Raw genomic sequence first — 24,941 nt, forward strand, 5'->3', positions numbered from 1 at the left:
ACTCCCATGCGCCGCACCCGTCACACGCTGCCCGCCGCCCTCGCCGGCCTCCTGCTCCTCACGGCCTGCGGAACCGAGCACCAGGGAGCCGCGGGGGGTGGCAGTGCCACCCCGACCGCGGGGTGCGGCGCGCGACCGGAGGCCCCGGCGTCACCGGCCGAGGACGGCGTCACGCTCATCGGGACGGGCATGACCGGCGGCCCCGCCGCGAGCACCGGTCCCGGGACCGGCACCGAGAGCGTCACCGGCGACGGCCCCCGCCCCTGCGCCGCGTACTCCCTCACCAGCCGTGAGGCCGAGCCCTTCACCTACACCGTCACCCTCCAGTTCCTCTCGGAGGCCGGGGAGGCGATGACGAGTGCCGAGGACACGGTCCCGGCCGTCGCCCCCGGGGCGAGCGTGCGACGCACCGTCACCGCGGGCGGCCTCCCCCCGGGTTCCGCCGGGATCGCGCGCGCGAAGGTCGTGAAGGTGCGGAGCGTCCCCACCACGGAGGCGCCCTCCGAAGGCGGCGCCTGCCCGCCTTCGGGCGTGCGCGTGTACGCGGACAAGGGCGATGCCGCCATGGGCCTGCGCGTCGTCGGCCTCCACCTGGAGAACTGCGGCACCGCCACGTACCGGCTCGACGGCCACCCCCGCGTCGAGCTCCGGGACGAGGACCACGACCGCGTCGAGGGCGTGACGGTCCTCCGGGGCGGTGAGGCCGTCGCCACGGGCACCGGGGCCGACGGCCCGGCACGCCCGCTCGCGCTCAAGCCCGGTGAGCGGGCGTACGCGGGACTCGTCTGGCGCAACACCACCGAGGCCGGCGCCCCGGTGAACGCCCCCTACGCGCGCGTGTGGGCGAAGCCCGGCGCCGCGCCGGTGACGGTGATCCCCGAGTTCGACCTCGGTACGACGGGCAGGCTGGGCGTCGGCCCCTGGAAGAAGGAGGAGAGGGGCTGACCTTCAGAGGGGCTGACTCTCTGAGCGGCCGACTCTCAGGGGGCCGACCCTCAAGGGGCGACCCTCAGGGGCCGACCCTCAGGGGTGCGTGAACACCCCGACCATGCGGGTGTCCGGGTTGCTGCTCATCCCGACGATCGCGCCGCCGTCGGCACGGTTGACCCGCGCGTGCGCACCGGCGTACCCGTCGTCGGTCAGGAAGAAGCCCAGCGCCGCGATCCAGTCGTCCACCGTCCCGGTCTCCGGGTCGTACACCGGCTCGGGGTGCGGCACGACCCGCTCCTGCGCCACGTAGCCGCCGCGCTCCACGGCGAGGTCCAGGGCCTTGTGCCAGTCGGCGTCGGTGGACTCCCAGCCGACGAACGTGTCCAGACCGCCGTACCCGGCCCCGGGCTTGAGGATGAGCCGCTCCCGCCGTTCCCGGCAGAGGTCGATCAGCTCGGCCGGGCCGGAGGCGCGCAGCGCCCGGCTCCACGGCAGGACCCGCTCGACCAGCGCCCGCTCCTCGGCGTCGAACGCGTCGCGCCCGCGCGGGTCGGAGAGGAGCGCGAGGGCGCTCTTGTGCGAGTAGAGACCGCTCTCCAGGGACGTGAACAGCACGGTCCTGCCCGCCGCGTGGGCACGGAAGAACGGTTCCGCCACTTCCGGCCCGTCCGGGTCGTCGAGCAGCTGGCTCGCCGCGAAGTTCCGCAGCACCAGGTCGAGCGGGGTGCCGTCCAGGGTGAGTTTTCCGTCGGCACGCGCGCGTACGTCGCCGATCTCGCCGATCCTCAGGTCGAGGCCCTGCGCGGCCATCGCCTCCTGGGTGGCGCGCATCAGCCGTCCGTACGGGCCGATGCCGCCGCGCCCCTCGATCAGCCCGATCACCGGTTCCGTCGCGCCGGACAGCGCGGGTCGGGCCCGGTCGCGCAGGACGGAGGCCATCCGCGCGGCGATGTCCACGTGGCCGAGGCCGTGCTCCCGCGCGAAGCCGGCGAACTCGGGGACGCGCAGCAGAGCCTGGTCGAACACGTCCATGTCGAGGCCGCCGACCTCGCTGCCGAGGTTGAACTCCAGGAGCTTGAAGGCCGTGCCGTCGTGGTACGCGTCGGCGCGGCCCAGCTTGGCGGGGACGCCCGACCCGGCCCGGCGCAGCAGCGCCACCAGCGCCGGTTCGAGCCCGATCTCGGCCGCGTACCGCTCGACGTCCCCGTCGAAGAGCCGCTCCGGCAGCGACAGGAGGAGGTCGAACAGCCCCTCCAGGTCCCGAGCGAACGCGTCCGTCTCCGATGCCCGGACGAACCAGGGCCGGGGGAGCAGGTGCGAGCGCCAGGCCGCCTCGAAGGCCGGCGGCAGCTCGGCCCGCGTGACGGCCGTCGCGAGCCCGCCGTCCCCGCGCAGGCACTCGTCCACGTAGGTCCGGCTCAATGCGGTCATCTGCATCGCTCGCCTCATTCGAAGAGATCGGGTAGGTGCTCCGAAAGGCGTGCAGAGTACCTCAGTACCCGACCCGTACTCCCGTGACCACATGACGATCTGTCAAACCGCCGGTGGTGCCCGAGAATCCGACCAGGACGTTCCTCGGGAGCGTCACCGCCACGTCGATGACCTGGGCGCCGTCGACCAGGACGACGAGCCGGCCGGCGGCGGTCACGGCGACGTCGACGGCATGGCTGCCCGTCCGCAGCGCGGGCACGGCCGTCGAGGTGGCCGCGTACCGGAGGGCGGCACCCGTGCTGCCGGTGGCGACGGCCACGAAGTTCGACGACGGCTCCCCGGGGTTGCGGTACGTGTCCAGGGTGACCGCCACCCCGGTCATACCGCTGAAGCCGAGGCCGCCGCCCCCGCCGCCGAGGGCGGTCGGCGTCGCGCGGGTCGCGTCGAGGAGCAGCAGCGCGAGCCCGTCGGCGCCGGTGCCGCCGGAGAGCGTGGCGGTGAAGCGGGCCTTCAGCCGGGCGGAGGGCACGGCGGTCGCCTGGATCGCGGAACCCTTCAGGTACGTCTGGGCCGGGGTCAGGACGAGGTCGGTGCCCGACAGCGCCGCGCTGCCGTTGTACGTCCAGCCGTTGGGGCCGGGCGGGGGCAGGGCGTACGAGGCCGCGGTGATGGACGCGCCGCGCACGGCGTGGATGTCGGTCACGCTGCCCGTGCCGCCGGTGAAGGCGAGCAGGGCGGCCGGGGGGAGCGAGGCGACCGTGGTCCGCAGCCGCTGGACGCCGTCCAGGGAGACCGTGACGGTCTTGCCGGTGACCGCGACGGACACCGTGTGGGTGCCCGACCGCAGGGCGGGCACGCTCGACGTCGTCGACGCGTAGGCGAGGGCCGAGCCGCTGCCCCCGGTGGCGATGCCGACGAAGTTGGCCGACGGATCGCCCGGGTTCCGGAAGGTGTCGAAGGCGACGGCCACGCCCGGGAGCCCGGCGTAGCCGAGGCCGCCGCCGACCCCTCCGAGCGCGGACGGTGTGGTCCTCGCCGGGTCGAGCAGGGAGAACGTGAGGCCGTCGGCACCGGTGCCGCCGCCGATCACCGTGGTGAACGAGGCCTTCAGCCCGTCGGTCAGCACCGGCACGGGCCAGACCGCCGAACCCCGCTGGGAGGCGCTCGCCTGGGTCAGTTGGAGGTCGTCGCCGGAGATCCGCGCGGAGCCGTTCAGCTTCCAGCCGCCCGCTCCGGGGGTGGGAACGGTGACCGTGGTCCCGGCGATGCCGGACCCGGTCAGCGTCTCGTTGTGCGGCCCGCTCCCGTCGTCGGAGGTCAGCTCGTACGCGGCGGTCGCCTTGCCGAGGGAGGTGGGGGAGAAGGTGACGGCCTGGTGGACGACGTCCTCCGGGCCGAGGACCTGGCCCTCGCTGACCGGATCGGTGACGTGGAAGGGAGCGGCCGGGGCCTTCGCCTTGGTGAGCGTGAGGGGGATGTTGCCGGTGTTGCTGATGTCGAAGGTCTTCGTCACGGACTCGCCGACCCTCACCTGCCCGAAGTCGGTCGAGGTGGGCGTGATGGTGAGCTGCGCCCGGCCGGTCACGGCGGTGCCGCCCAGGCCGACGGAGACCGTGCCGTTCGTCGCGGTGACGGCGAGCGTCCCGGTGTCCTGGCCGGCGACCGTCGGCACGTACGCCACCTGCACGTTGACGGACTGCCTCGGCGGGACGACCGTGCCGGCCGCCGGGAGGTCGGACGCGGTGTAGGGGCTGCCGGGCGGGGAGACCGAGGTGATCGTCTCGTCCGCCGTCCCCGTGTTCGTGAACGTGACGCCGAGCGTCCTGCGCGTCGTCGTGGCCACCGTGCCGAAGTCGAGTGCGGCCGGGGACGCGACGAGGCCCGGCCGGGTCCCGTACCCGGTGAGGCCGAGCGCGCTGTCGCCCAGATCGGTGGCGAAGGTCAGGGCCGAGGTGTCCGGCCCGGGCACGGTCGGCGCGAACGACACCTGGGCGGTGTGCGTCTCACCGGCCCGCAGGGTACGGGGCAGACCCGCGGAGGCGGCCGAGAAGGCGCTTCCCGCCGGTGTGCTCACCCCGGTGATCGTGACGTCCCGGGTCGCCGTGACCGTGGCCGTCACCGTTCCCGTCGCCCCGACCGCGACCTCGCCGGCGTCCACCGGCTCGCCCGTCAGGGCCGTGTTGGCGGGGCGGCCGAAGGCCATCACATGCCCGTCCCGGGTCCCCACGTAGATCCGGCCGCCGTCGGTGGCCGGCACCGCGAACTTCGAGGCCACCCCGATCGGCGCCGACCAGCGCAGCCGCAGTGCCCCGTTCACCGGGACCGCGTCGTACGCGCGCAGCTGCCCCCCGGCGCCGTTCGCCCCGTCCGAGGCGACGGCCCACACCAGCGCCGAACCCGGATCGGTCCCCGTGGACGTCACCACCGGCGACCCCGACGTGTAGCCGAACCGTTCGGCGCTGCTGCCCGTGTTGGTGAGCCCCGGCAGGCCCGAGCCGGTGAGCCCGTACGCGAACGCCCGCAGCGGCCCCCGGCTGCCGATGGTGTACACGTAACCGCCCTGCCCGCCGTACACCGCGGGATGCCCCCAGACGCCCTCGTACGGACCGAAGGTCCCGAGCACCCTGTCAGTGCCGCCCGGGCCCTGGCTGCGCCCGCCGAGATCGTCCCGGTCCAGCAGGAACAGCCGCCCGTCCTTGCCGATCTGGACGAGGAGCCGCGGATACCGGCTGGTGCCGAAGACCGGCTCGGGGAGGGCCACCGGGCCGCCCGAGCCGAGGTCGGTGTCGTTCTGGTCGAGCAGCGGCGCGTCGGAGGGGCTGAAGAAGTCCTGCGCCGACATCGTGCCGTCACTGTTCACCCCGAGCCGGACCACCGACTCCGCGAGCCGGCCCGGCGGCAGGTTGCCGGGCCCCGGCGCGGGGGAGACACCGTTGCCCGTCGACAGCAGGATCCGGCCGGGCCCGTCGGAGACCAGACCGCCCCCGCTCATCCACACGCCCGCCATGCCGTCGGCGGAGGAGTCCTCGGTGGCCCACAGCGTCGTCCGCCGCGTCGCGGTGTTCACCCCCAGGACGTAGCCGACGTACGGCCCCCGGTCGCAGTGCGAGGCGAACGCCGCGTACACCGAACCGCCCATGAGCAGAAGCCCGGGCCGCTGACCCGCCGTGTACGGGTTGAACGCCCGGCCCGGGTCGTTCACCGGCGCACCCGTCACCTTCACGGGCCAGCCCGCGCGCTCGGCGCCGGTCACCGGGTCCAGCGCGTGCACGTACCAGCCGGGGTGCTGGACGTCCGGCCCGTCGTTCACCTTGGCCGTGAGGTACACGGCGTCGCTCGCCGGGTCGTACACCGGTGTCGAGGTGACCCCGATGTTCGGCACCAGGTCGCCGCAGTCGATGGCGGAGGCGGGCCAGGGGGCGCCGAAGTCCCTCGTCCAGCCGACGGCTCCGGTGGCCGCGTCGATCCCGTACGCCTTGTTGTTCTCGGTGGCCGCGACCAGGGTGCGCCCCACGACCAGCGGCTGGGCGTAGACCTGTCCGTCGACGGCGGTGGAGAACTGCAGCCCGAAGTCCGAGCTGGACACCTGGTCGGGGGCGAGCCCCGGTTCGTCGCGGTCCCAGCCGGTGCGCAGGGTGTCGTGCGAGATCGTCGTCTGGTCGGCGGCCGGGACGCCGGGAAGGGCGGGGGCCACGGCGGCGGCCCCGGGAGCCACGGGCCCGTGCGTCGCGGGGACGGCGGCCCCGGCGGCCGGCCCGCCCAGCAGGCCCGCCGCCAGGGACGTCGTCAGGAGTCGGGCGATCGCCCTGCGTCGGCCGGCCATCTCTCCCCTTCACGTGGGCGCACGAGGACGAAGACCGGGCGCTCCGCCGGCCTCATCGTGAACCGGCCGTCTCACGCGAACGCCCCGGTGGCCGGTTCCGTACCTCGGGTCCACCCGATCGGAGGGCGGGCCGGGAGCCGTCCGCGCCGGACGCACGCTTCCCCGCGCGTTAGCGGAACGTGAGTGAGACGTGAGCGTCGCCGGGCAGAGTGGTGCCTGTCGGCAGGCAGGGGAGGGGCGACCATCCGTCCCGTGCGCCCGCCGACGCGTTCCGAGGAACAGACCGGAATGAGCGGGACCGAGACGGACGCCGTGGCGGCCGTCGTCCTGGCGGGTGCCGTCGAGGGGGCGGCACCGGCCAGGACATGCCGATGCCGCCGGGGAGGCGGTGTCCGGAAACCGGCCCTGACCGGTCGGGACCCGGTGCGGGCCGTGGGGGCCCGCACCGGGCCCCGACCGGTCAGGGCCGCCTCGGCGTCCCGCGCGCACGGCTTCCCGGTCACCGCGGACAGAACGACGACTTCCCCCACTCCAGGAGGCATCATGCGACGACGTACCTTCCTCAAGGGCTCGCTGCTCGGTACGGCGGCCGCCGCCGTCCCGCTCGACACCCTGCTCGCCACCGGCGCCGCGGCGGCCGAGCCGGCACCGGTCACCTCGCTCAGCGCGCTGCAGAGCGCGATCGACCGCGCGGTCCCCGGCGACCGGATCGTCGTCGCCGACGGCACGTACACCGTTCCCTCCGGGGGCGCCATCGACGTCTCGGGGCGCAGCGGCATCACGATCGTCTCGCAGACCCGCGGCGGCGCCGTCCTGCGCGGTCCGCGCAGCTTCGTCCTCGACGGTGCGAGCGCCGTCACCATCAGCGGCTTCGCGCTCCGGCAGAGCGGCACCCTGGAGATCCCGGCCGGCACCACGGGCATCCGGCTGACCCGTAACGACATCCGGTTCGCGGACGTGGACGGCCTCGACTGGGTCCTCGTGGAGGGCGACGACGCCAAGATCGACCGGAACCACTTCCACGACCGGACCACGCAGGGCATCTTCCTCGTCGTCGACGGCCCCGGCACGACCGCCGTGGCCCAGCGCCTCCACGTCCTCAGGAACCACTTCTCCGGCCACGCCTACACGGGCGCCAACGGCGGCGAGTCGATCCGGCTCGGCGTCAGCAGCCGGGCACTGTCCAGCGCCGACGCGATCGTCGAGTACAACCTGTTCGAGCGGTGCGACGGCGACCCCGAGGCCATCTCGGTGAAGTCCTCCGGCAACACCATCAGGTTCAACACGATCCGCGACAGCCAGGGCGGCATCGTGCTGCGCCACGGCAACGGTTCCACCGTCGAGGGCAACTGGCTGCTCGGCGGCAAGGAGGGCATCCGCCTCTACGGAAACGACCACCTCGTCGTCAACAACCACCTCGCCGGCCTCACCGGCCGCGCCCTCGTGATCGGCAGCGGCACCACGCGCGACCACCACGCGGGCGAGACCACCGAGGAGCGGCGCGGCAACGACGCCTGCGACCGCGCGGTGATCGTGCACAACACCCTGCGCGCCAACAAGAGTTCCCTCTCGGGCGAGACCCGCGCCCACGAGCCGCGCGACGTGGTCGTCGCCGACAACCTCCTCGTCGGGGACAGCGGCAGCCTCGTCGCGATGGGCGCGACCACCGGCTTCATCTGGCAGGGCAACATCCTCTGGGGCGCCGCCTCCGACGGCACCCTCCCCAACGCCGGCTACACCCGGGTCGACCCCCGCCTGACGCAGTCCACGGACGGCGTCTTCCGCCTCGCGGCGGACAGCCCCGCCATCGGCGCCGCCACGCTCACCGGCATGCCGGTCCCGGAGGACATCGACGGCCACGCCCGCGGCGCCGCTCGCGACGTCGGCGCCGACGAGTACTCGTCCCTGGCCCCGATCCGCCGCCCCCTGACCCCCACGGACGTGGGCCCGAACGCGTCCTGACCGCCGCGTCCCCCACCCGGCGCCCGGGTGGGGGTCAGCTCGTGGCCGTCAGCACCGTGACGGTCGTGACCGCGACCATGGCGGCCTGCATGTCGCGGATGGCCCGGCGGACGCCTTCTCCCGCCCACTGGCCGGCGGCGATCTCGTCCAGGCGCGCGGCGATCTCCTTGTGCGGGACGCCGGGGAAGGCGAGGCGGTGGAGCTTCGCGCCGTGGACGAGGCCGACGAGGCCCGCCGTGCGGACGTCGGGCTCGGCGCCGTCGAGGACCACCGCCCGCAGCCTGTCCCGGAGTTCCCGCTCGGCGGCGCCGTCCGCCTCCGGGTAGCGGGTGACGGGGAAGACGCCCAGGACCTTGCGCTGCTCCTCGCGCACGAGGCCCCGTGCGCACAGGCTCTCGGCCGTGGCCTTCACGGCCTTCGTGTGGTCCTTGGTCAGCCACTCGGTGACCTTGGGGTCCCGGCTCCTGCGGCCCGCCCACTCGGCGAGCTGCCGCAGCCGGCCGTCGAGCAGCGGAGTCTCGGTCGGCGTCGGGTCCGTCACCCGCAGCCGCCCCTCCTCCACGGCCACGCGCCCGGCCAGGACGAGGTCCAGCAGGATGCCGCCGGCGACGGCCCACGCGGCGGACTGCCGTTCCTTCGCCGCCCCGGACTCGTCGTCCAGCGACAGCAGCATGATCTCCTCCGCGAGCGTGACCGCCACCGCGACTCCTCTTCTCCACCGCTTCCGGCGCCCGGCCGTTCTCCCTGCTCACCGGGCCACCCCTACGGGAGGGAAGACGATCAGGGACCCACGGCGGGTTCCCCGGGCGGGAGAGGGGCGGGTGCCCTCAGGCCTCCGCGAGGCCGCCCCGGGCGATGACCTCCGCGTACCAGCGGGCACTGTCCTTCAGGGTCCTGCGCTGCGTCGCGAAGTCCACGTGGACGATGCCGAACCGCTTGCTGTAGCCGTACGCCCACTCGAAGTTGTCGAGCAGCGACCAGAGGAAGTAGCCGCGCACATCGGCGCCGTCCGCGAGCGCCCGGTGCACCGCCGCCAGGTGCGCGTGCAGATACGCCACCCGCTCCGGGTCCTTCACGTTCCCCGACGGATCCGCGTAGTCGTCGTACGCCGCACCGTTCTCGGTGATCACCAGCGGTACGCCCGGCAGTTCGTCCCGCAGCCGGACCAGGAGCTCGTGCAGCCCGTCCGCGTCCACCGGCCAGTCCATGGCCGTGCGCGGCCCGGGCGCCGGCTCGAACCGCACGTGCCGCTCGGCGCCCGCCCACGGCGACGGCGACTCGGAGGCGCCCGCCGCGACGACCGCCGGCGAGTAGTAGTTGATCCCCAGGGAGTCGATCGGCGCGGCCGCCGTCGCCAGGTCGCCGTCCTGGACGAAGGACCAGTCCGTGACGGACGCCGTGTCGCGGACCAGGTCCTCGGGGAGCCGGCCGTGGAAGACCGGGTCGAGGAAGATCCGGTTGCCGACCGCGTCGATCCGGCGTGCCGCGTCCAGATCCTCCGGCGCCTGCGAAAGCGCCCGTACGGCATGGAGGTTGAGGGTCAGGGACACCTCCGCCGAACCGGGCAGCGCGCCGCGCAGCGCACGCGCCGCGAGGCCGTGCGCCAGATTCAGGTGGTGTGCGGCGCGCAGCGCCGCGAGGTCGCTGGTCCGGCCCGGCGCGTGCACGCCGTTGCCGTAGCCGAGGAAGGCGGCGCACCAGGGCTCGTTGAGTGTCGTCCAGGTGGCGACCCGGTCGCCGAGGGCGTCCGCCATGATGCCCGCGTACTCGGCGAAGCGGTACGCGGTCTCCCGGTGCGGCCAGCCGCCCGCGTCCTCCAGCTCCTGCGGCAGGTCCCAGTGGTAGAGCGTCGCCACCGGCCGGATTCCGGCGTCGAGCAGGGTGTCGGACAGCCGCCGGTAGAAGTCCAGGCCCTTGCGGACGGCCGGACCGCGACCGGTGGGCTGGACCCGCGGCCAGGCGACCGAGAAGCGGTAGTCGGTCACCCCGAGCCGCCGCATCAGGGCGACGTCCTCGTCGACCCGGTGGTAGTGGTCGGCGGCGATGTCACCGGTGTCGCCGTTGCGCACCTTGCCGGGCGTACGGCTGAAGGTGTCCCAGATGGAGGGGGTGCGGCCGTCCTCGGCGGCGGCCCCCTCGATCTGGTACGCGGCCGTGGCCGTGCCCCAGCGGAACCCCGCGGGGAACCGGAGGGCGGTCGTGAGGTCGGAGCGGGCGTCGAGCGCGGTCATGGGACGGTAACTCCCTGGAGTGAGAGGGCGGTAGGAGACGGGAGGGGCGCGGGCGTCAGCCCTTGACCGCGCCCTGCATGATCCCGCCGACGATCTGCCGGCCGAGGAGGCCGAAGACGAGGAGCACCGGCAGGGTGCCCAGCAGGGTGCCCGCCATGATGACGGACTGGTCGTGGACGTAGCCGCCGCCGAGCTGGCGCAGCGCGACCTGCACGGTGGGCTCGGAGGACGAGAGCGCGACGACGGGCCAGAAGAAGTCGTTCCAGGCGGTCATGAAGGTCAGCAGACCGAGCACGGCCATGCCGGGCCTGGCGATCGGCACCACGATCGACCAGAAGATCCGGGCCGTGGACGCGCCGTCGACCCGGGCCGCCTCGATCAGCTCGTCCGGCAGCGACTGCACCAGGTACTGCCGCATGAAGAACACGCCGAACGCCGACACCAGGCCCGGCAGGATCACCGACTGGAGCTGGTTCACCCAGCCGAGCTCGGCGATCAGCATGAACAGCGGGATCACCCCCAGCTGCGGCGGGATCATCATGGTGCCCACCGTGACCGCGAGCAGTGCGCCCCGGCCCCGGAAGCGCAGCTTCGCGAAGGCGAAACCGGCGAGCGTGCAGCACAGGACGGTGCCGAGGGTGATCGACCCGGAGACGAGGAGCGAGTTCAGCAACGCCTTGCCGATGTCGGCCTCTTCGAGGACGGCCTCGAAGTTGCGCATCAGGTGCGGGCCCGGCAGCAGGGCCGGCGGGACCTTCGCGAGGTCGGCGTTGGAGCGGCTGGCGGCGACGACCGTCCAGTAGAACGGGAACGCGGAGAACAGCACGGCGACGACGAGGATCGCGTAGGCGAGCGGCCCGGCGTGCAGGGTGCGCCCCGCCCGGGAGGGCCCGCGGCGTGCCGGACGGACGAGCGCGGTCATCGGCCGGCCTCCTTGCGGGAACGACGGCGCGCGATCAGGGCGTTGAGCCCGACGAGCACCACGATGAGCAGGAACATCACCCAGGCGATGGCCGCGGCCCGCCCCAGGTGGAAGAAGCCCCAGCCCTGCTCGTACATGTAGAGGCCGAGCGTCTGGTACTGGTGCGAGATGCCGCCCGAGATCGACCCTTCGAGCAGCAGCGGCTCGCCGAACAGCTGGGTGGCGCCGATCGTGGAGACGATGACGGTGAAGAGGATGGTGGGCCGCAGCCCCGGCAGTGTGACGTGGAAGAACTGGCGCCACCGCGAGGCGCCGTCCATCGCGGCGGCCTCGTACAGCTCGTCGGGGATGGACTGCATGCCGGCCAGGTAGATCAGCGCGTTGTAGCCGGTCCAGCGCCAGATCACGACCGTGGAGACCGCGATCTGCGAGGCGACGGTGTCGTTCTGCCAGTCGACGGGGTCGATGCCGACGAGGCCGAGCCCGTAGTTGATCAGCCCGAAGTCCCGGCCGAAGAGCTGGGCGAAGACGAGGGTGGCGGCGGCGACCGAGGTCGCGTACGGCAGCAGGACCGCCGTCCGGAGGAAGGTGCGGCCGCGCATCCGGTAGTTCAGCAGGTGCGCGAGCCCGAGGGCCATCACCAGCTGCGGCACGGTGGAGAGGACACCGATGGTGAAGGTGTTGCGCAGCGCGACCCAGAAGTACTCGTCACCGAGGAGCGCGGTGTAGTTGCCGAGGCCGCGCCACTCCATGTCGCCGGGGCTCTGGAGCTCCACCCGGTACAGCGAGACGAAGGCCGTGTAGAGCAGGGGGAAGAGGCCGAAGGCGGCGAACAGGGTGAAGAACGGGGCGAGGTAGGCGTACGGCGATACCGTCCGCCAGGCTCGCCGGGCGGTGCCCGGCCGGGGCGGCGGGGCGGCGGGCGGCGGGGCCGGTGCCTGGGGTGCGGTGAGGGTCACGGTGCGGCCCTTCGGTGAGGGATCGGGGCGGGAGACGGGGCGGGACGGGACGGGACGACGGTCGGGGCGGCGCCGGGCGATCGCGCGGGGGAGGGCGCGCGACGCCCGGCGGCCCGCGTCAGCCGATGGTGTTCTCGACGCCCTTCCTGGCGTTCGACCAGGCCTTCTCGGGAGAGGTGCCCTTGCGTTCGACCTCGCTCAGCGCGTTGGTGATCTGCTGGGCGATGTTCTGGTCGTGCACACCGAGGACCTGCACCGGGGCCGCCTTCGCCGCGTCGCCGAAGATCTTCCCGGTCGGGGCGCCGGAGAAGAACGCGTCCTTCGCGCCGGCGACCTTCTCGATCGCGCCCGTGGCGGAGGGGAAGTTGCCCTGCTTCTCGAAGAGCCGGGTCTGCTGCTCGGGCGCGGTGAGCCACTTGATCAGCTCGTACGCCTCCTTCTTGTGCTTCGCGGCGCGGGGCACGGCGAGGTAGGAGCCGCCCCAGTTGCCGGCGCCGCCGGGGAGCGTGGCGACGTCCCACTTGCCCTTGCCGGCCTCACCGGCCTGGCCCTTGATGTAGCCGAGCATCCACGCGGGGCAGGGGATCGTGGCGAAGGAACCGGCGGCGAAGGCCTGGTTCCACTGCGGGGACCACTGGTCGAGCTTGGCGCTCAGGCCGCCCTGCGCGGCCTCGACGGCGTGGTCCCAGGCGGTGCGCAGGGCGGGGTTGTCCTCCCAGATCAGCTTCCCGGAGGCGTCGTAGTACCGCTCCTTCTCCTGCCCGATCATGATCGAGTAGAGGCTGCCGACGCTGTCGATCCACGCGCTCTTCCCGGGGGCCTTGGCCTTGTACTGCTTCCCGAGCTCCAGGTAGCCGTCCCAGGTGGCCCACTTCTTCGCGAGTTCCTCGCGGTCGGTCGGCAGTCCTGCCTGCTTGAAGAGGTCCGTGCGGTAGCACAGGGCCTCCGGGCCGACGTCCGTGCCGAGGCCGAGGACCTCGCCGCCCTTGCCGGTGGCGGCGGCCCACTTGGCCGGGGCGAACTGGTCCTCCAGGCTGTCCGCCCCGTACTTCTTGAGGTCCTCGAACCGTTCGGCCTGCTGCTGGGTGACGGAGGCGATCCGGCCGACCTCGATGCCCTGCACGTCGGCGAGGCCCCCGCCGCCGGCGAGCCGCGTCTGGAGGGACTTCCAGTAGTCGGCCTCGTCCTCGGTGTCCGTCTGCTTGATGGTGACGCCGGGGTGGAGCTTCTCGTACTCCGCGTAGAGCCCGGCCTCCTTGTATCCGAAGGAGCCGAACAGGTCCACGGTGATCGTGACCTCGCCCCCGGCGCCGTCCTCGGACGCGCCGTCCGTCGAACTTCCGCAGGCGGCGAGCAGTGCCCCGGTGAGGACGACCGCCCCCAGGCGGGCGGCGGTTCTCCTGGCGGCTCGGGCGATGGACATGGGAAGCCTCCTTGGCTCCGGAACGAGCGAGAGCGATTGAGAGCGCTCTCAAGCCTGCGGGGGGAGCGTGCCCGTGGAGAGGGGTATCCGTCAAGGCTCGAAGGCGTATCGGGCGGGAGTGGAGGTCAACTCCCTCTTGTGTTCAATGCATTGACACAGTCGTTGCATGGGTTTTACGTTTCCGGCGGTCTGAGAGCGCTCTCACCGCCTCTCCCCGTGCACCCCTCATCCCCGTGCAACCCCGTCCCGTGCACCCCCATCCGCCGCGAAGACATGAGGTGCTCGTTCATGCCAACCCCCCGCAGCAGGCCGGCCGCAGTGCTGGTCCTGGTATCCGCCCTGACCGCCCTGGGAGTCGGCCCCGCCGCCGGCCCCGCGGCGGCGGCCACCGTGCCGGTGGGCGCCGGAAGCTACTCCGACACCCGCCCCGCCGGTACGTCCGGCCCCACCACCAACACCGGCACCCCCGTCACCCCCAAGGTCACCCCCGCCGCCCAGGGCAAGCCGGTCCCCACCAACGACTGGTGGTCCTCCCTCGCCTTCCAGCGGTACGGGGACAACCCGTACTCCACCCCCATGTACGGCCACCCGCTCACCTACCAGGCCGTCGCCGGCGGACTGGAGATCGGCTACCCGACCAGCCCCGCCGTCGTCGGCGACGGGCGCCAGTACGAGTTCGCCCACAAGCGCGACCTCACCCTCGGACTCACCGGCCTGAACTCGCCCGACACCAGGGCCGACGCCTGGTCCGACTGGACCGTCACCCCCTACTGGTCCGACGGCGCCCGCACCCTGCGCACCACCATCGGCCACGGACTGCCCTTCGTGTACGCCAAGGGCACCGGCGGTGACGCCCGGATCACCACCGCCGAGACCCCCACCGTCTTCGCCGACCAGGGCAACGTCCTCGGCATCACCGTCGCGGGCCACCACTACGCCCTCTTCGCGCCCACCGGCACCGACTGGAACGTCTCCGGCTCGACCGTCACGGCCGGGCTCGCCGGCAAGGACTACTTCTCCGTCGCCGTCCTGCCCGACACCGGCGCCCTCGCGGCCTACCGGAAGTACGCGTACAGCTTCGTCACCGGATCCACCGTGAACTGGAGCTACGACGCGGGGACCGTCCGCGCCACGTACACCCTCACCACCGAGGCGAAGGAGGGCACCGAACGCGGCACCCTCCAGGCCCTCTACCGCCACCAGTGGCTGCACACCACCGACCCGCTCACCCCGTACACGTACGTCTCGCCCCGCGGCACCATGAAGGTCCGCGAGTCGGCCTCCTTCACGACCTCCCAGCGGGCCGCCGCCACCCTGCCGGCCCTCCCGGGCGCCGGTGTGGACCCCGCACGGCTGCGCGGCCACCTCAACGAGGTCGCGAACTCCGCCGACCCCTTCTCCGGCGCCGTCGACACGTACTGGACCGGCAAGGCCCTCGGCAAGCTCGCCCAGCTCGTCCCGCTTGCGGACCAGATCGGCGAGGGCGCGACCCGCGACAAGCTGCTCGGCCTGATCAAGGGCCGTCTCCAGGACTGGTTCACGGCGGGCGGCGCCAACGAGTTCTCGTACGACCAGGCCTGGAAGACCCTCACCGGCTATCCCGCCTCCTACGGCAGCGACACCGAACTCAACGACCACCACTTCCACTACGGCTACTACGTCTACGCCGCCGCGATCGTCGCCCAGTACGACCCGGCCTGGGCGGCCGACTCCGCGTGGGGCTCCATGGTCAAGACCCTGGTCAGGGACACCGCCAACCCCAGCCGCACCGACGGCGCCTTCCCCTTCCTGCGCGGTTTCGACGTCTACGCCGGACACAGCTGGGCCAGTGGTCACCAGGGCTTCGCCGCCGGCAACAACCAGGAATCCTCCTCCGAGTCCACCAACCTCAGCGCCGCCCTCGTCCTCTGGGGCTCGGCCACCGGCGACACCCAGCTCCGCGACCTCGGCACCTACCTGCTGACGACCGAGGGCGAGGCCATCGCCCAGTACTGGTTCGACGCCGACCAGCAGGTCTTCCCCGCCTCCTTCCAGCACGACACCGCCGGCATGGTGTGGGGCAGCGGCGCCGCCTACTCCACCTGGTGGACCGCGAACCCGGAGGAGATCCACGGCATCAACGTCCTCCCCGTGACCGGCGGTTCGCTCCAGCTCGGCGGACACAAGGACGCCGTCCGGCGCAACATCGCCGAGATGGAACGCGAGAACGGCGGTCCAGCCGTCGAATGGCGCGACATCCTGTGGGAGTTCCAGTCCCTGGCCGACCCGGGCACCGCCAAGGCCAAGTGGGACGCGGGCAACGCCGGTTACACCCCGGAGGCCGGAGAGTCGAAGGCCCACACCTACCACTGGCTCACGGCGCTCGACACCCTCGGCGCGCCCGACGCGACGGTCTCCGGCTCCCTCCCCACCTCCGCCGTCTTCACCAAGGGGACGACCCGGACGTACGTGGCCCACAACCACGGCGCGACCGCCCGCACGGTCACCTTCTCCGACGGCAAGTCCCTGACGGTCCCGGCCCGTTCCACCGCGACCGGCACCGGAACGGGCGGCGGCACCGACCCGGACCCCGAACCGTCCACGGGCGACACCTTCCAGCTCCGCACCGGCGGCACCCTCACCACCGCCACCGGAGCCACGGCGGGCAGCGACACCGTCGCCTCGGCGCAGGGCGCCAACCACGACGGCACCCCGAACCGGCCGCTCGTCTACGAGGCCAGGAACGTCAACGGCACGCTCAGGCCCGGCGGTTCGACCGCCTTCCGTCTCCAGGTGGACGCCGGCACGGCGGTCGGCCTCGGCCAGCAGGCCCGGGTCAGCTACGACCTCACCGGTGACGGCACCTTCGACCGGACGGAGACCTACCAGTACTTCGCGACGGACCCGGTCACCGGCTGGGAGGAGTACAGCCAGGCGCGCGGGCTGAAGTCCGCCACCGGCACGCTCGGCGACCTGCGCGGCGGTACGGTCCGGCTGGAGGTCTGGAGCGCGATCGGGAACGGCGAATCACGGCTCCAGACGGGCACGGACCGCTCCGTCCTCGTCATCCCGTACGGCTGACCCGACCCCCTCGCGAGACGGCGGCGGGCCCGGGAGCGTCACCCCGGGCCCGCCGCTTCCCGTCGGCGACGCGCTCCGTCAGGCCGAGGCGCGGCGGATCAGCGAGGTCGGGGTGATCACGGAGGCCGGGATCTCGGCGCCGGTCCCGTCGAGGAGCCGCATGAGCAGCTTCACCATCAGCCGGCCCATGCCCTCGATGTCCTGGTGCACGGTGGTCAGGGCCGGGACGGTCCGCTCGACCACCGAGGCCATGTCGTCGAAACCGACGACCGCCACGTCCTCCGGCACCCGCACCCCGCGCTCCCTCAGGGTCCGCAACGCCCCTGACGCCATCAGGTCGTTGGCGACGAACACGCCGTCGACGTCCGGCCGCCGGTCGAGGAGCTCCGCCATCGCACGGGCCCCGCTCTCCTCCGTGAAGTCGCCCCGGCCGAGCAGCGCGGGATCGGCGTCCAACAGGACGTCCCGGTAGCCGTGGATCCGGTCGATCGCGGACGTCTGGTCGGCGGGCCCGGAGATGTGCGCGATGTTCCGCCGCCCGAGACCGACCAGATGCCGCACCGCCTCCCGGGCGCCACCGCGGTTGTCGCAGTCGACGAAGGGCACGGTCGGGTCGGTGCCGGGGGCGGGCCGCCCGCCGAAGACCATCGGTATCCGGGCCCGCTCGATCACGGTCGGCAGGGCGTCGTCACTGTGCAGCGAGAACGCCAGCGCGCCGTCGACGTGTCCACCGCCGAGATAGCGCGCGATCCGCTCGTGGTCCCCCGGCCCCTCCACCCACAGGAGGACCAACTGGGCGTCGTGGGCGGTCAGTTCCCGGCTGATCCCGCGCACCTGCTGCTCGAAGAACGGGTCCGAGAAGATCCGGAACTCGGGCTCCGCGATGATCACGGCCACCGCGCCGTTGCGGCGGGTGACCAGGGTGCGGGCGGCGTGGTTCGGCACGTAGCCGAGCTCCTCGACGGCCCTGAGCACCTTCTCCACCAGCGGAGCGCGCACGCCCGCACCCCCGTTGACGACCCGGGAGGCCGTGGCGCGGGAGACACCGGCGCGGGCGGCGACGGCTTCCAGCGTGGGGCGGGGCCCCGTGGTCTGCTCGGGCAAGGCGGGCGCTCCTCGGCTGCGTCGGCTGGACGGGGTGTGCGGTGTGCGTGTCCGATGGGTGGTGTGCGGTCCTGCGCGGACCAGGATATCTGTACCCCCCACTCTCTGAGAGCGCTCCCAGGGAGTGGGTCTGTCAGTGGGGCGTGCGACGATCCCAGTCATGATCGTCTCGCTGGATGCCCTGTTGCCCACCGCCGGTACGCACGTGTCGACCACCTACGCCGACTGGGTCGCCGCCCACGACCCGGGTGCGGTCGAGGACGCGCGGGCGCTGGTCGAAAGCATGGGCCCCGAGCTCAGCCGGTCCTGGACGAAGCCCGGCGCGTTCGTCGAGGCCATGGCATGGCGGGCGCGGAAGCTGCCGCCGGAGCATCTGCCCTGGTTCTGGGACACCGTGGGGCACCGGCTGATCGGGTACGGGAGCAGGCCGGGCGGGCGGGCCTACGCGGCGGCGCGGGCGGCCGAGGACCGGCACGGGCTGCCGGTGGACCCCGCCTACCGCCGGGCCAACGGGCTGCTGTTCGCCCAGGGCGGGGCGATGCCCGCCAAGGAGTTCGGCGCACACCAGCGGTTCCTCGCCGAGACCCTGGAGCCCGGGGCGGCGCACACCGCCCTGGAGGCCTTCCTCACCGCCTGGGCCGCCTCGCCCGCGGACCTGCCGGCGGATCTGGTGCGCCGGGTACGGGCATCCGCCAGGAAGGCCGGTCTCGGGGACGAGGAGGTCGCCCGGCTCGTCGGCGCGATCCTGTCGGTCACCCGGAAGAAGTCCGTGCCGGACGCCCTGCTGAGCGCGGCGGAGCCGATCCTGACGGCCCATCCGCCGACGGACACGGTCGCGGCCGGTCTCCTGGAGGTCTTCCCCGAGGGGGTCACCGACGGCGGCGCGTGGCTGCGGATGCTGATCGGCTGCGGAGCGGCCGGCGCGATGGAGGACGGACGGGTCGTGCCGGAGGGCGGGCTGCACCAGTGGCTCGGCACCTTCGTCCGCATGTACCAGTACGCCCTGCAGTCCGGCGGCGGCGTGGGACGCCAGCCGCTGCCGGAGGAATTCCTCGCTCTCATCGGCCGGCTGGGTCCGCGCCTGCGGGCCGGGTCCGCGTCGGTGACGCTCCACACGACCCGCCACCACTACCAGGGCTTCGACGCGGACGTCCTCGACGCCTGCCTGGCGGCCGGGGCCGCGGTCACCGATCCGGGCCCCGAGATCCGGATGCGGTTCTGGGGCGAGAAGTCCCGGCGTGATCTCGCCGCGCTGGCTGCCGACCCCGTGTTCGGACCCCGTCTGGAGGGGACCGTGCACGCGAACCTGATGCCGAGTTGGCCCATGGCGCGCGGGCGGCAGCCCGGCTCCGCGGTGACGCTGCTCCCGGGCAACGAAGGCATCGCCCAGGAGGTGGCCGGACGGGTCGGCAGGCTCGTCGACACCGTCGGGGGCGGCGGCATGGCGGGCGCCGAGGAGTCCGTCACCGAGCTGGAGACCCTTCTCGACCGGCCGACCGTGACCGCGCTCGGCGGGGTCGCGGACGCCCTCGGCGCGACGAGCGCGGCGGGCGCACTGCGCCGCTCGCTCGCCGCCGGCCTTCCGGAGGAACTGGCCTGGCCCGCCCTGGAGTCGGTGTACGCGGAGTTCGCGGCGGCCGCAGCGGCAGCCGCTGCCGACCTCCGAGCCCCGGACGAGGACGACGGCGACGAGGACGGCGACCCGGACGACGGCGACGGTGCCGTGGACCGGCTGCCCGGTGTCGTCGGCGTGACCTCCACCTGGCCCGTCCTGACCGTGTTCGGTACCGACCGGGCGGTCGCCGTCGACCCCGACGGGGTCCGCGCCTCCTGCCGGTTCACCGTGCCCGAGGACACGACGATGCACGCCGTCCACTACGTCGGCGGCTCCTTCCTCGTCAGCTGGACGGTCAAGCAGAACCCCCACCTGTGCGACACCGCCTTCTGGGCGGACCGGCCCGACGCGTCGTTCACGCCGGACGAGCAGGGCGGCCTCGTGCCGTTCGGCGGGGTGCTGGAGGGGGCCTACGGTTTCCAGTTCGAGACCGCCGACGGGGGAGGGCGGCACGGCGGCAGGCGCGCCCTGCGGCCGGGCGGCACGGAGGGCATCGACGGGTACGAACTCCAGCTCGGCGACGGCTCCCGGATCTGGACCAACGGCGTGTACGACGGGCGTCCTTGGGAGGTGGCGGACCCGGTCACCGGGGAGCCGATCGGCGGCGCCGGGCTGCCCGACTTCCCGGGCCGCACCGCGGGCACCGACCCGGCGGCGGAGCCGTCCGAGGCGGGCATGGCCCTGGCCCCCGGGGCCCTCCACCTCGCGCCGCTGCCCGCCGGCCTGACCGACTCCCCGCTCGGCAGCAGGGACGGTCTCGTCGGGACCCGGGTGCTGTTCCGCACCCCGCACCGCGACCCCGCGCCCGGCCACTACCTCGTCCGGAGCATCGACGGCCGCACGGCCCGCTTCGACGTCGACCGGCCGGGGCAGAAGCCGTGGGCGCTGTGGGCGCCGCCGGAGGGCGCCGCGGAGGACGTGGTCCTCGCCGACGCCGAGACCTGGACGGGCGTGCGCGCGTACACCCCCGACGGGACCCTGCTGTGGGAGCTGGACGGATACCGCACCCCCCGGAACGCCCGGGTGCGGCGCGCCCGGAGCGTCACCCCGTCCACGGGCGTGGCCCTGCCCCCGGCCTTCTGGTACCTGCTCCGGACACGGGACGCGGCGGGCTCCCGGGCGCTGCGGGCCGTCAGCCGGGAGACGGCGGACGCACTCCTCACGGCCGCGTCCGACGGTACGGCGGCACTCCGGGCGGCCGTGGCACGGGAGCTGCCGGACGTCACCGATCCCGTCCTGTCCGAGGCCGTCGTCGCGGTGGCCGGGCGGGCCGCCCGGGTCGAGGAGCGACGCCGCGCCCTGCACCGGCGCGTCACCCTCCTCGCCGAGGCGCCGCCCGTGCGGCTCCGCCGGTCCGCGCCGGACACCGCACTCGTTCCCGCACTGCACGGCCTCGTCGAGACCGGTGAGGCCGACCCGTGGCGGCGGACCCCCGACGTGGCCCTGCCGGCGACGCTCACCGCGCTGGCCGCCGACGGCGCCTGCCTGGCCGGGACGATCGTCGAGGAGGTGCGCCGGCTCTCGCCGCCCGCCCCGCCGCACGACTGGTCCCAGCTCCTCGGCGCGATCGACGCCGTCGCCTGGCGGGCGGCGGTGGCACCGACCCCGGACCCGGAGCGGGCCGCTCTCCTCGCGCTCCTGGACACCTGGGCCGACCAGCCGTTCGCCCGCGCGGGCAGCCGCTGGTGGGCGGGGCGGATGTCCGGCCCCGGGTTCGTGGACTTCCTGCGTACGTACGTTCCGTCCGTCGCGTCCGCCGGCGTACGGGACGGCGGCGCGGAGTGCTGGTTCGTGGCACCCGTCGCCGAGAACCCGCACGCCGACCCGGTCCCGGGCGTGGCCCGCGACGTACGGCACGTGCGTGTGGCGCGCGACGACGCCGGGCGGCTGCGCGCCCTCGTGGCGGCCGTCGACGCCCACGGGCCGGTCCAGGTGCCGGAGTCGGCGGCCGTCCGCTTCGCCGAACTGACGGGCGTACGACGGTCCGTGGCCCGGCTGGTCGTCGCCGGTCTCGTCGGCCGGGCCGACCGGGAGGAGCACCGGGCCCTGGTGCGCAAGGCCCCCTTCAAGGCGACCCCGCTGACGGCCGAGGCGTACGAGGAGCTCTGCACCCGGCTCGGCGGCGCGGGCCGCAGGGCCGTCCTGGCCGCCGCCCTGCCCGACGACCCCGCCGAGCTGTGGCGGCCGGGCGGGGTCGACGCCGCCGTGGAGCGGATGGCCGGAGTGTGGCGGGAGCTCCTCGGGGAACTCCCCGCCGTGGACGACGAGACGGCCGACGCCCTGGAGGCCGACCTGGGCCTCGGCGAGGTGTGGGCCCGGCGCCTCGCCGGAGGCTACGACGCCGCCGAGGACACGACGGTGCCCGCCGCCGGCTGGGAGCTGGCGGCGGCCCGGCAGGGGAGTGGCGGTCAGGGCCGTCCCGCCGGCCGGGCCCGAACCGCACCACCGCACCCCGGTGGGTCTCGCGCTGACGGACATCGCGAGCGCCCTCGTGTGGGCGTGGACGGACCGGCCGGTCGGCGATCCGGACCTGGCCGGGGCGCCCACCCTGTACGAGCGGCTGCGCGCCGAGCTGGACCGCCCCGAGCTGCTGCTCGAACTCTCCGAGAGCCGCGTCGACGACACGCCGGAGCGGATCGCCGAGCGGTTCGGCCCCCGGCGGCTGCCGGTGGCCCCGCACCCGGAGAACCCGGCCGATCCGGTGACCGCGTACGACTCCGGACCGCTCGTGGTCTGCGCCCCCTACGGCACCGCCTTCCTGCGCCCCGCGGCCGTCACCGACCCCGGGACGTGGCGGGAGGTCCGCGAGGTGACCGGCCTCGCCGAGGACCTCGACCGGCTGGCACCGCTCCTCGCCGGCGGGGGGCTTGCGCGGATGATGAACCGCGCCCTGTCCGGAGCCGTCCCGGCCGGCGGGTACGAGGCCGATCCGCGCCTGTCCTGCCCGGAGCTCGTCGCCCGGGTGGCGGAGGCGCTCGGCGTGGGCGGGGACGCGGCGGCCCTGTACCTCCAGCTGGCGGCCCTCGCCGCGCCCACCGACCGGAACGTACGGCGGTGGAACGGCTGGTCGACCAGGCGGCACGCGGAGGTCCGGGCGGAACTCCTCGCCACCGGCGCGGTCCTGGAGGCCAAGCGGGCACGGGCCGGCCGGACCCTGTTCCTGCCCGGCGGCTGGACCGAACTCAAGGCTCCGCACCTGCCGCTGGAGACCGTGAAGCTGACGACCCACCTGGTTCGCCCCATGTGGGACAAGTGGATCCGCTCCCCGTTCGTACGGGTGCTGCCGACCGCACCGCTCCACGAGATGTTCGAGGAGGCCTGGGAACGGAGCCGCGGCTAGGGCCTGTCCGGTCTGATCCGAAGGACAGGACTTTGGGGCCTCTCCGGCGGCACCGAAGACGGCGCCCCGCCCACCGGGTGGTGGGCGGGGCGCCGTCGTCGCACGTGTGGCGGTCAGCCGGCGGCGGGGGCGCCGAGCTGGACCTTCGTGTCGGTGGCGGCCGTCCGGGCCGCCAGCGCCTTCTGCGCGAGGGCGCCGAAGACGATCCCGAACACCGCCCACATCACCGCCTGGACCGCCAGCGAGGCGACCCTGAACTCCCAGAGGAGCGCGGCGGGGAAGCCCGCCGCGACGGCGTCGGTGTTGTCCGGCAGGACGGCGAAGGCGATCGCCGTCACGACGATGAAGCCGCCGCCGGCCGCCAGGGTCGCGTTCCAGTTCCCCAGGCGCGGCGCGAGCCGGCGCCCGGCGATCACGGCGGCGACCCCGAGGAGCACGCTGAGCAGGATCATCAGGAAGAACAGGGTGGTGCGCTTCCCGATGGTGTCCGGGTTGCCGACGGCCGGCGGGGTCGCCGGGTACTTGAGGAACGGCACCAGGTAGACCGTGGTGAACGCCGCGGCGGCGGTGAGCGCCGCCGTCGCCCGGGGGCTGAACCGGCCGACGCGCCCCAGCGCGAAGGAGAACGCCAGCGCCGCGATGCCGCCGAGCGCCACCCCGTAGACGAGGACGCCGGTGGCGAGGCCGAAGGTCGACTGGGCGGACCGGCTGATCCCCTCCTCCTCGGCGGGTTCGGCGGCGGCGTCGCCACCGTGGCCGGAGTGCGCCGCGTGGGCGGCCGGGGCCTCCTGGGCGGCCTGGGCCTCCTCCACGGCGATCGAGCCGTTCACGGGCGGCTCACCGACCACATAGGCCACGGCGAAGGCGAAGAGCCCCGCGATCAGGCCCGCGAGCATGCCGCGGACCAGCAGGGATCTGACAGTTGAGGCGTGCATGTGCGGGTCGCCTCTCAGTGGCAGGGGAAGCCGAGCAGGTGGCGGCCGTCGTGCACCCACTCGTGCACGTCGGTGCCCGCGAACACGGAGGTGGCGCCCTGCTCGGCGCCCACGAAGTACAGCGCGATCAGCGCGAGGAGCCCGACGAAGAAGGCCCAGGGCAGCACGGCCCGCACAGGCAGCGGGGCAGGTACGGCGAGGGAAGGGGTGGAAGCGGCAGCGGAGACGACAGCCTCGGCCATGATGGAACCTCCTGCGGGAACTCGCGTCCCAGACGGTGGTGCAGGACGACGGTCCACGGGTCTGACTCGCCGTGACGTCACCCTGGGGGACGCCTCGGCATACAGTGGCGCGACCGTGCCGGATTCTCACCGGACTTCCGTCTCGCCGTCGTCACGCTCTTCAAATGTCGCCTGACCGTACCGCGCGCGGGGACGGCCGCCAAGGGCGTGAGGCCTGGATCACCTTCGTACGCCCCCGGGTAGAGTCCCGCCCGTCGCTCCGGCCACGACGCCGCCCCCGGCCCCACCCGCCGGGCCCGTGTCCCACCGCGCACATCACCTTCCCGTCCGGCCGCCGCAAAGGACCCCGATGACAGTCCGGTTGACGCTGATCTCCCCCGCCCCGAACGAGGCGCTGCGCGAGGTGAGGTTCGACGACGACGGTCCTCTCGACCCGGCGGGCGTCGCCCGCGCCGAGGCCGTCGCGTCCGCGGTCGGCCCGTCCCCGCACGCGTACACCTCGCCCTCCCGGCGCTGTCGCCGCACGGCGGAGGCCCTGGGCCTGGCGGCGCGGCCCCTGGACGAACTCTCCGGCTGCGCCATGGGCCGCTGGCGCGGACAGACCCTGGCGGCCGTCGCCGCCGCCGAACAGGACGGGGTCTCCGCCTGGCTGTCCGACCCGACGGCGGCCCCGCACGGCGGGGAGTCCCTGCGCGACCTGCGCGTCCGCGTCGGCGTCTGGCTCGACGGCCTCCGGGACGACTCCGGGCGCGTCACCGCCGTCGCCGAACCGGACGTGATCCGCGCCGCGATGGTCCACGCCCTCGGGGCGCCCGACGCGACGGCCTGGCGCCTGGACGTCCGTCCGCTGACCGCCGTCCACCTCAGCGGTCGCGCCGGCCGCTGGAACCTCCGAGGCGGAGAGCCGCTGGCACAGGGGTGAGGCGGCCGCGCGGCAGCCGCTCGGACAGCGGTAGGGGGGACC

General features: G+C 74.0%; 17 protein-coding genes. 5 read left to right on the plus strand and 12 right to left on the minus strand.

The window, feature by feature from the left end; translation table 11 throughout:
* The first annotated feature begins 6 nt into the window (after window positions 1-6).
* The gene (locus IE237_RS16830; protein ID WP_189802773.1) at window positions 7-945 is read left to right on the plus strand and encodes a DUF4232 domain-containing protein; all 939 of its coding nucleotides are present in this window, start codon (window positions 7-9) and stop codon (window positions 943-945) included.
* 78 nt (window positions 946-1,023) lie between these two features.
* Here the strand turns inward: IE237_RS16830 and IE237_RS16835 are convergent, their stop codons facing one another.
* Window positions 1,024-2,367: a hypothetical protein gene (locus IE237_RS16835; RefSeq protein ID WP_189802774.1), complete on the minus strand. Its 1,344-nt coding sequence runs from the start codon at window positions 2,365-2,367 to the stop codon at window positions 1,024-1,026.
* 55 nt (window positions 2,368-2,422) lie between these two features.
* A complete protein-coding gene (locus tag IE237_RS16840; protein WP_189802775.1) occupies window positions 2,423-6,184 on the minus strand; it encodes an Ig-like domain-containing protein in 3,762 nt (1,253 codons plus the stop codon).
* 543 nt (window positions 6,185-6,727) lie between these two features.
* Between IE237_RS16840 and IE237_RS16845 the strand changes: the two genes are divergently transcribed.
* Window positions 6,728-8,146 carry a polysaccharide lyase 6 family protein gene (locus IE237_RS16845; RefSeq protein ID WP_189802776.1) on the plus strand — a complete coding sequence of 473 codons (1,419 nt, stop codon included), beginning with the start codon at window positions 6,728-6,730 and terminating at the stop codon, window positions 8,144-8,146.
* A gap of 34 nt (window positions 8,147-8,180) precedes the next feature.
* On the opposite strand, the gene IE237_RS16850 is transcribed toward IE237_RS16845, so the two are convergent.
* From IE237_RS16850 to IE237_RS16870, 5 genes are all read right to left on the minus strand, one after another.
* The gene (locus tag IE237_RS16850; protein ID WP_189802777.1) at window positions 8,181-8,846 is read right to left on the minus strand and encodes a GOLPH3/VPS74 family protein; all 666 of its coding nucleotides are present in this window, start codon (window positions 8,844-8,846) and stop codon (window positions 8,181-8,183) included.
* Between the two features lie 127 nt (window positions 8,847-8,973).
* Window positions 8,974-10,377 (minus strand): GH1 family beta-glucosidase, encoded by a 1,404-nt coding sequence (locus IE237_RS16855; protein WP_189802778.1) that lies wholly within the window; start codon window positions 10,375-10,377, stop codon window positions 8,974-8,976.
* A 55-nt stretch (window positions 10,378-10,432) separates the two neighbouring features.
* A complete protein-coding gene (locus tag IE237_RS16860) occupies window positions 10,433-11,299 on the minus strand; it encodes a carbohydrate ABC transporter permease (protein WP_189802779.1) in 867 nt (288 codons plus the stop codon).
* The gene (locus IE237_RS16865; RefSeq protein ID WP_189802780.1) at window positions 11,296-12,258 is read right to left on the minus strand and encodes a carbohydrate ABC transporter permease; all 963 of its coding nucleotides are present in this window, start codon (window positions 12,256-12,258) and stop codon (window positions 11,296-11,298) included. Before IE237_RS16865 ends, IE237_RS16860 begins: the two co-directional genes overlap by 4 nt.
* 118 nt (window positions 12,259-12,376) lie before the next feature.
* Window positions 12,377-13,681: an ABC transporter substrate-binding protein gene (locus tag IE237_RS16870; RefSeq protein ID WP_189802781.1), complete on the minus strand. Its 1,305-nt coding sequence runs from the start codon at window positions 13,679-13,681 to the stop codon at window positions 12,377-12,379.
* Between the two features lie 288 nt (window positions 13,682-13,969).
* Between IE237_RS16870 and IE237_RS16875 the strand changes: the two genes are divergently transcribed.
* On the plus strand, window positions 13,970-16,741 hold the full coding sequence (locus IE237_RS16875) for a glycosyl hydrolase (RefSeq protein ID WP_189802782.1): 2,772 nt from the start codon (window positions 13,970-13,972) through the stop codon (window positions 16,739-16,741).
* Window positions 16,742-16,819: 78 nt separating this feature from the next.
* On the opposite strand, the gene IE237_RS16880 is transcribed toward IE237_RS16875, so the two are convergent.
* From IE237_RS16880 to IE237_RS40775, 3 genes are all read right to left on the minus strand, one after another.
* The gene (locus IE237_RS16880; RefSeq protein WP_189802783.1) at window positions 16,820-17,845 is read right to left on the minus strand and encodes a LacI family DNA-binding transcriptional regulator; all 1,026 of its coding nucleotides are present in this window, start codon (window positions 17,843-17,845) and stop codon (window positions 16,820-16,822) included.
* Window positions 17,846-18,340: 495 nt separating this feature from the next.
* Window positions 18,341-18,907 carry a hypothetical protein gene (locus IE237_RS40770; protein WP_229842718.1) on the minus strand — a complete coding sequence of 189 codons (567 nt, stop codon included), beginning with the start codon at window positions 18,905-18,907 and terminating at the stop codon, window positions 18,341-18,343.
* 1,365 nt (window positions 18,908-20,272) lie between these two features.
* A complete protein-coding gene (locus tag IE237_RS40775) occupies window positions 20,273-20,623 on the minus strand; it encodes a hypothetical protein (protein WP_229842719.1) in 351 nt (116 codons plus the stop codon).
* Window positions 20,624-21,915: 1,292 nt separating this feature from the next.
* Between IE237_RS40775 and IE237_RS40780 the strand changes: the two genes are divergently transcribed.
* Entirely contained in the window at window positions 21,916-22,800 is an 885-nt protein-coding gene (locus IE237_RS40780) for a hypothetical protein (RefSeq protein WP_229842720.1), read from the plus strand.
* Window positions 22,801-22,913: 113 nt separating this feature from the next.
* Here the strand turns inward: IE237_RS40780 and IE237_RS16890 are convergent, their stop codons facing one another.
* Both IE237_RS16890 and IE237_RS16895 read right to left on the minus strand, forming a co-directional pair.
* Window positions 22,914-23,735 carry a CbtA family protein gene (locus tag IE237_RS16890; protein WP_189802784.1) on the minus strand — a complete coding sequence of 274 codons (822 nt, stop codon included), beginning with the start codon at window positions 23,733-23,735 and terminating at the stop codon, window positions 22,914-22,916.
* Between the two features lie 14 nt (window positions 23,736-23,749).
* Window positions 23,750-23,977 (minus strand): CbtB domain-containing protein, encoded by a 228-nt coding sequence (locus IE237_RS16895; RefSeq protein ID WP_189802785.1) that lies wholly within the window; start codon window positions 23,975-23,977, stop codon window positions 23,750-23,752.
* Window positions 23,978-24,326: 349 nt separating this feature from the next.
* Here IE237_RS16895 and IE237_RS16900 point away from each other — a divergent pair, with 349 nt between their 5' ends.
* Window positions 24,327-24,899 (plus strand): histidine phosphatase family protein, encoded by a 573-nt coding sequence (locus tag IE237_RS16900; protein WP_189802786.1) that lies wholly within the window; start codon window positions 24,327-24,329, stop codon window positions 24,897-24,899.
* Window positions 24,900-24,941 lie beyond the last annotated feature (42 nt).

Source organism: Streptomyces tanashiensis (assembly GCF_014648895.1).
GTDB lineage: Bacteria > Actinomycetota > Actinomycetes > Streptomycetales > Streptomycetaceae > Streptomyces > Streptomyces tanashiensis.

What these genes read in the sequence shown, in the direction of transcription:
- IE237_RS16830 (WP_189802773.1), top strand. Translation starts at nt 7, where the DNA reads ATGCGCCGCACCCGTCACACGCTGCCCGCCGCCCTCGCCGGCCTCCTG.
- IE237_RS16835 (WP_189802774.1), bottom strand. Translation starts at nt 2,367, where the DNA reads ATGCAGATGACCGCATTGAGCCGGACCTACGTGGACGAGTGCCTGCGC.
- IE237_RS16840 (WP_189802775.1), bottom strand. Translation starts at nt 6,184, where the DNA reads ATGGCCGGCCGACGCAGGGCGATCGCCCGACTCCTGACGACGTCCCTG.
- IE237_RS16845 (WP_189802776.1), top strand. Translation starts at nt 6,728, where the DNA reads ATGCGACGACGTACCTTCCTCAAGGGCTCGCTGCTCGGTACGGCGGCC.
- IE237_RS16855 (WP_189802778.1), bottom strand. Translation starts at nt 10,377, where the DNA reads ATGACCGCGCTCGACGCCCGCTCCGACCTCACGACCGCCCTCCGGTTC.
- IE237_RS16860 (WP_189802779.1), bottom strand. Translation starts at nt 11,299, where the DNA reads ATGACCGCGCTCGTCCGTCCGGCACGCCGCGGGCCCTCCCGGGCGGGG.
- IE237_RS16870 (WP_189802781.1), bottom strand. Translation starts at nt 13,681, where the DNA reads ATGTCCATCGCCCGAGCCGCCAGGAGAACCGCCGCCCGCCTGGGGGCG.
- IE237_RS16875 (WP_189802782.1), top strand. Translation starts at nt 13,970, where the DNA reads ATGCCAACCCCCCGCAGCAGGCCGGCCGCAGTGCTGGTCCTGGTATCC.
- IE237_RS40770 (WP_229842718.1), bottom strand. Translation starts at nt 18,907, where the DNA reads ATGAGAGCGAGGAATTCCTCCGGCAGCGGCTGGCGTCCCACGCCGCCG.
- IE237_RS16890 (WP_189802784.1), bottom strand. Translation starts at nt 23,735, where the DNA reads ATGCACGCCTCAACTGTCAGATCCCTGCTGGTCCGCGGCATGCTCGCG.
- IE237_RS16895 (WP_189802785.1), bottom strand. Translation starts at nt 23,977, where the DNA reads ATGGCCGAGGCTGTCGTCTCCGCTGCCGCTTCCACCCCTTCCCTCGCC.
- IE237_RS16900 (WP_189802786.1), top strand. Translation starts at nt 24,327, where the DNA reads ATGACAGTCCGGTTGACGCTGATCTCCCCCGCCCCGAACGAGGCGCTG.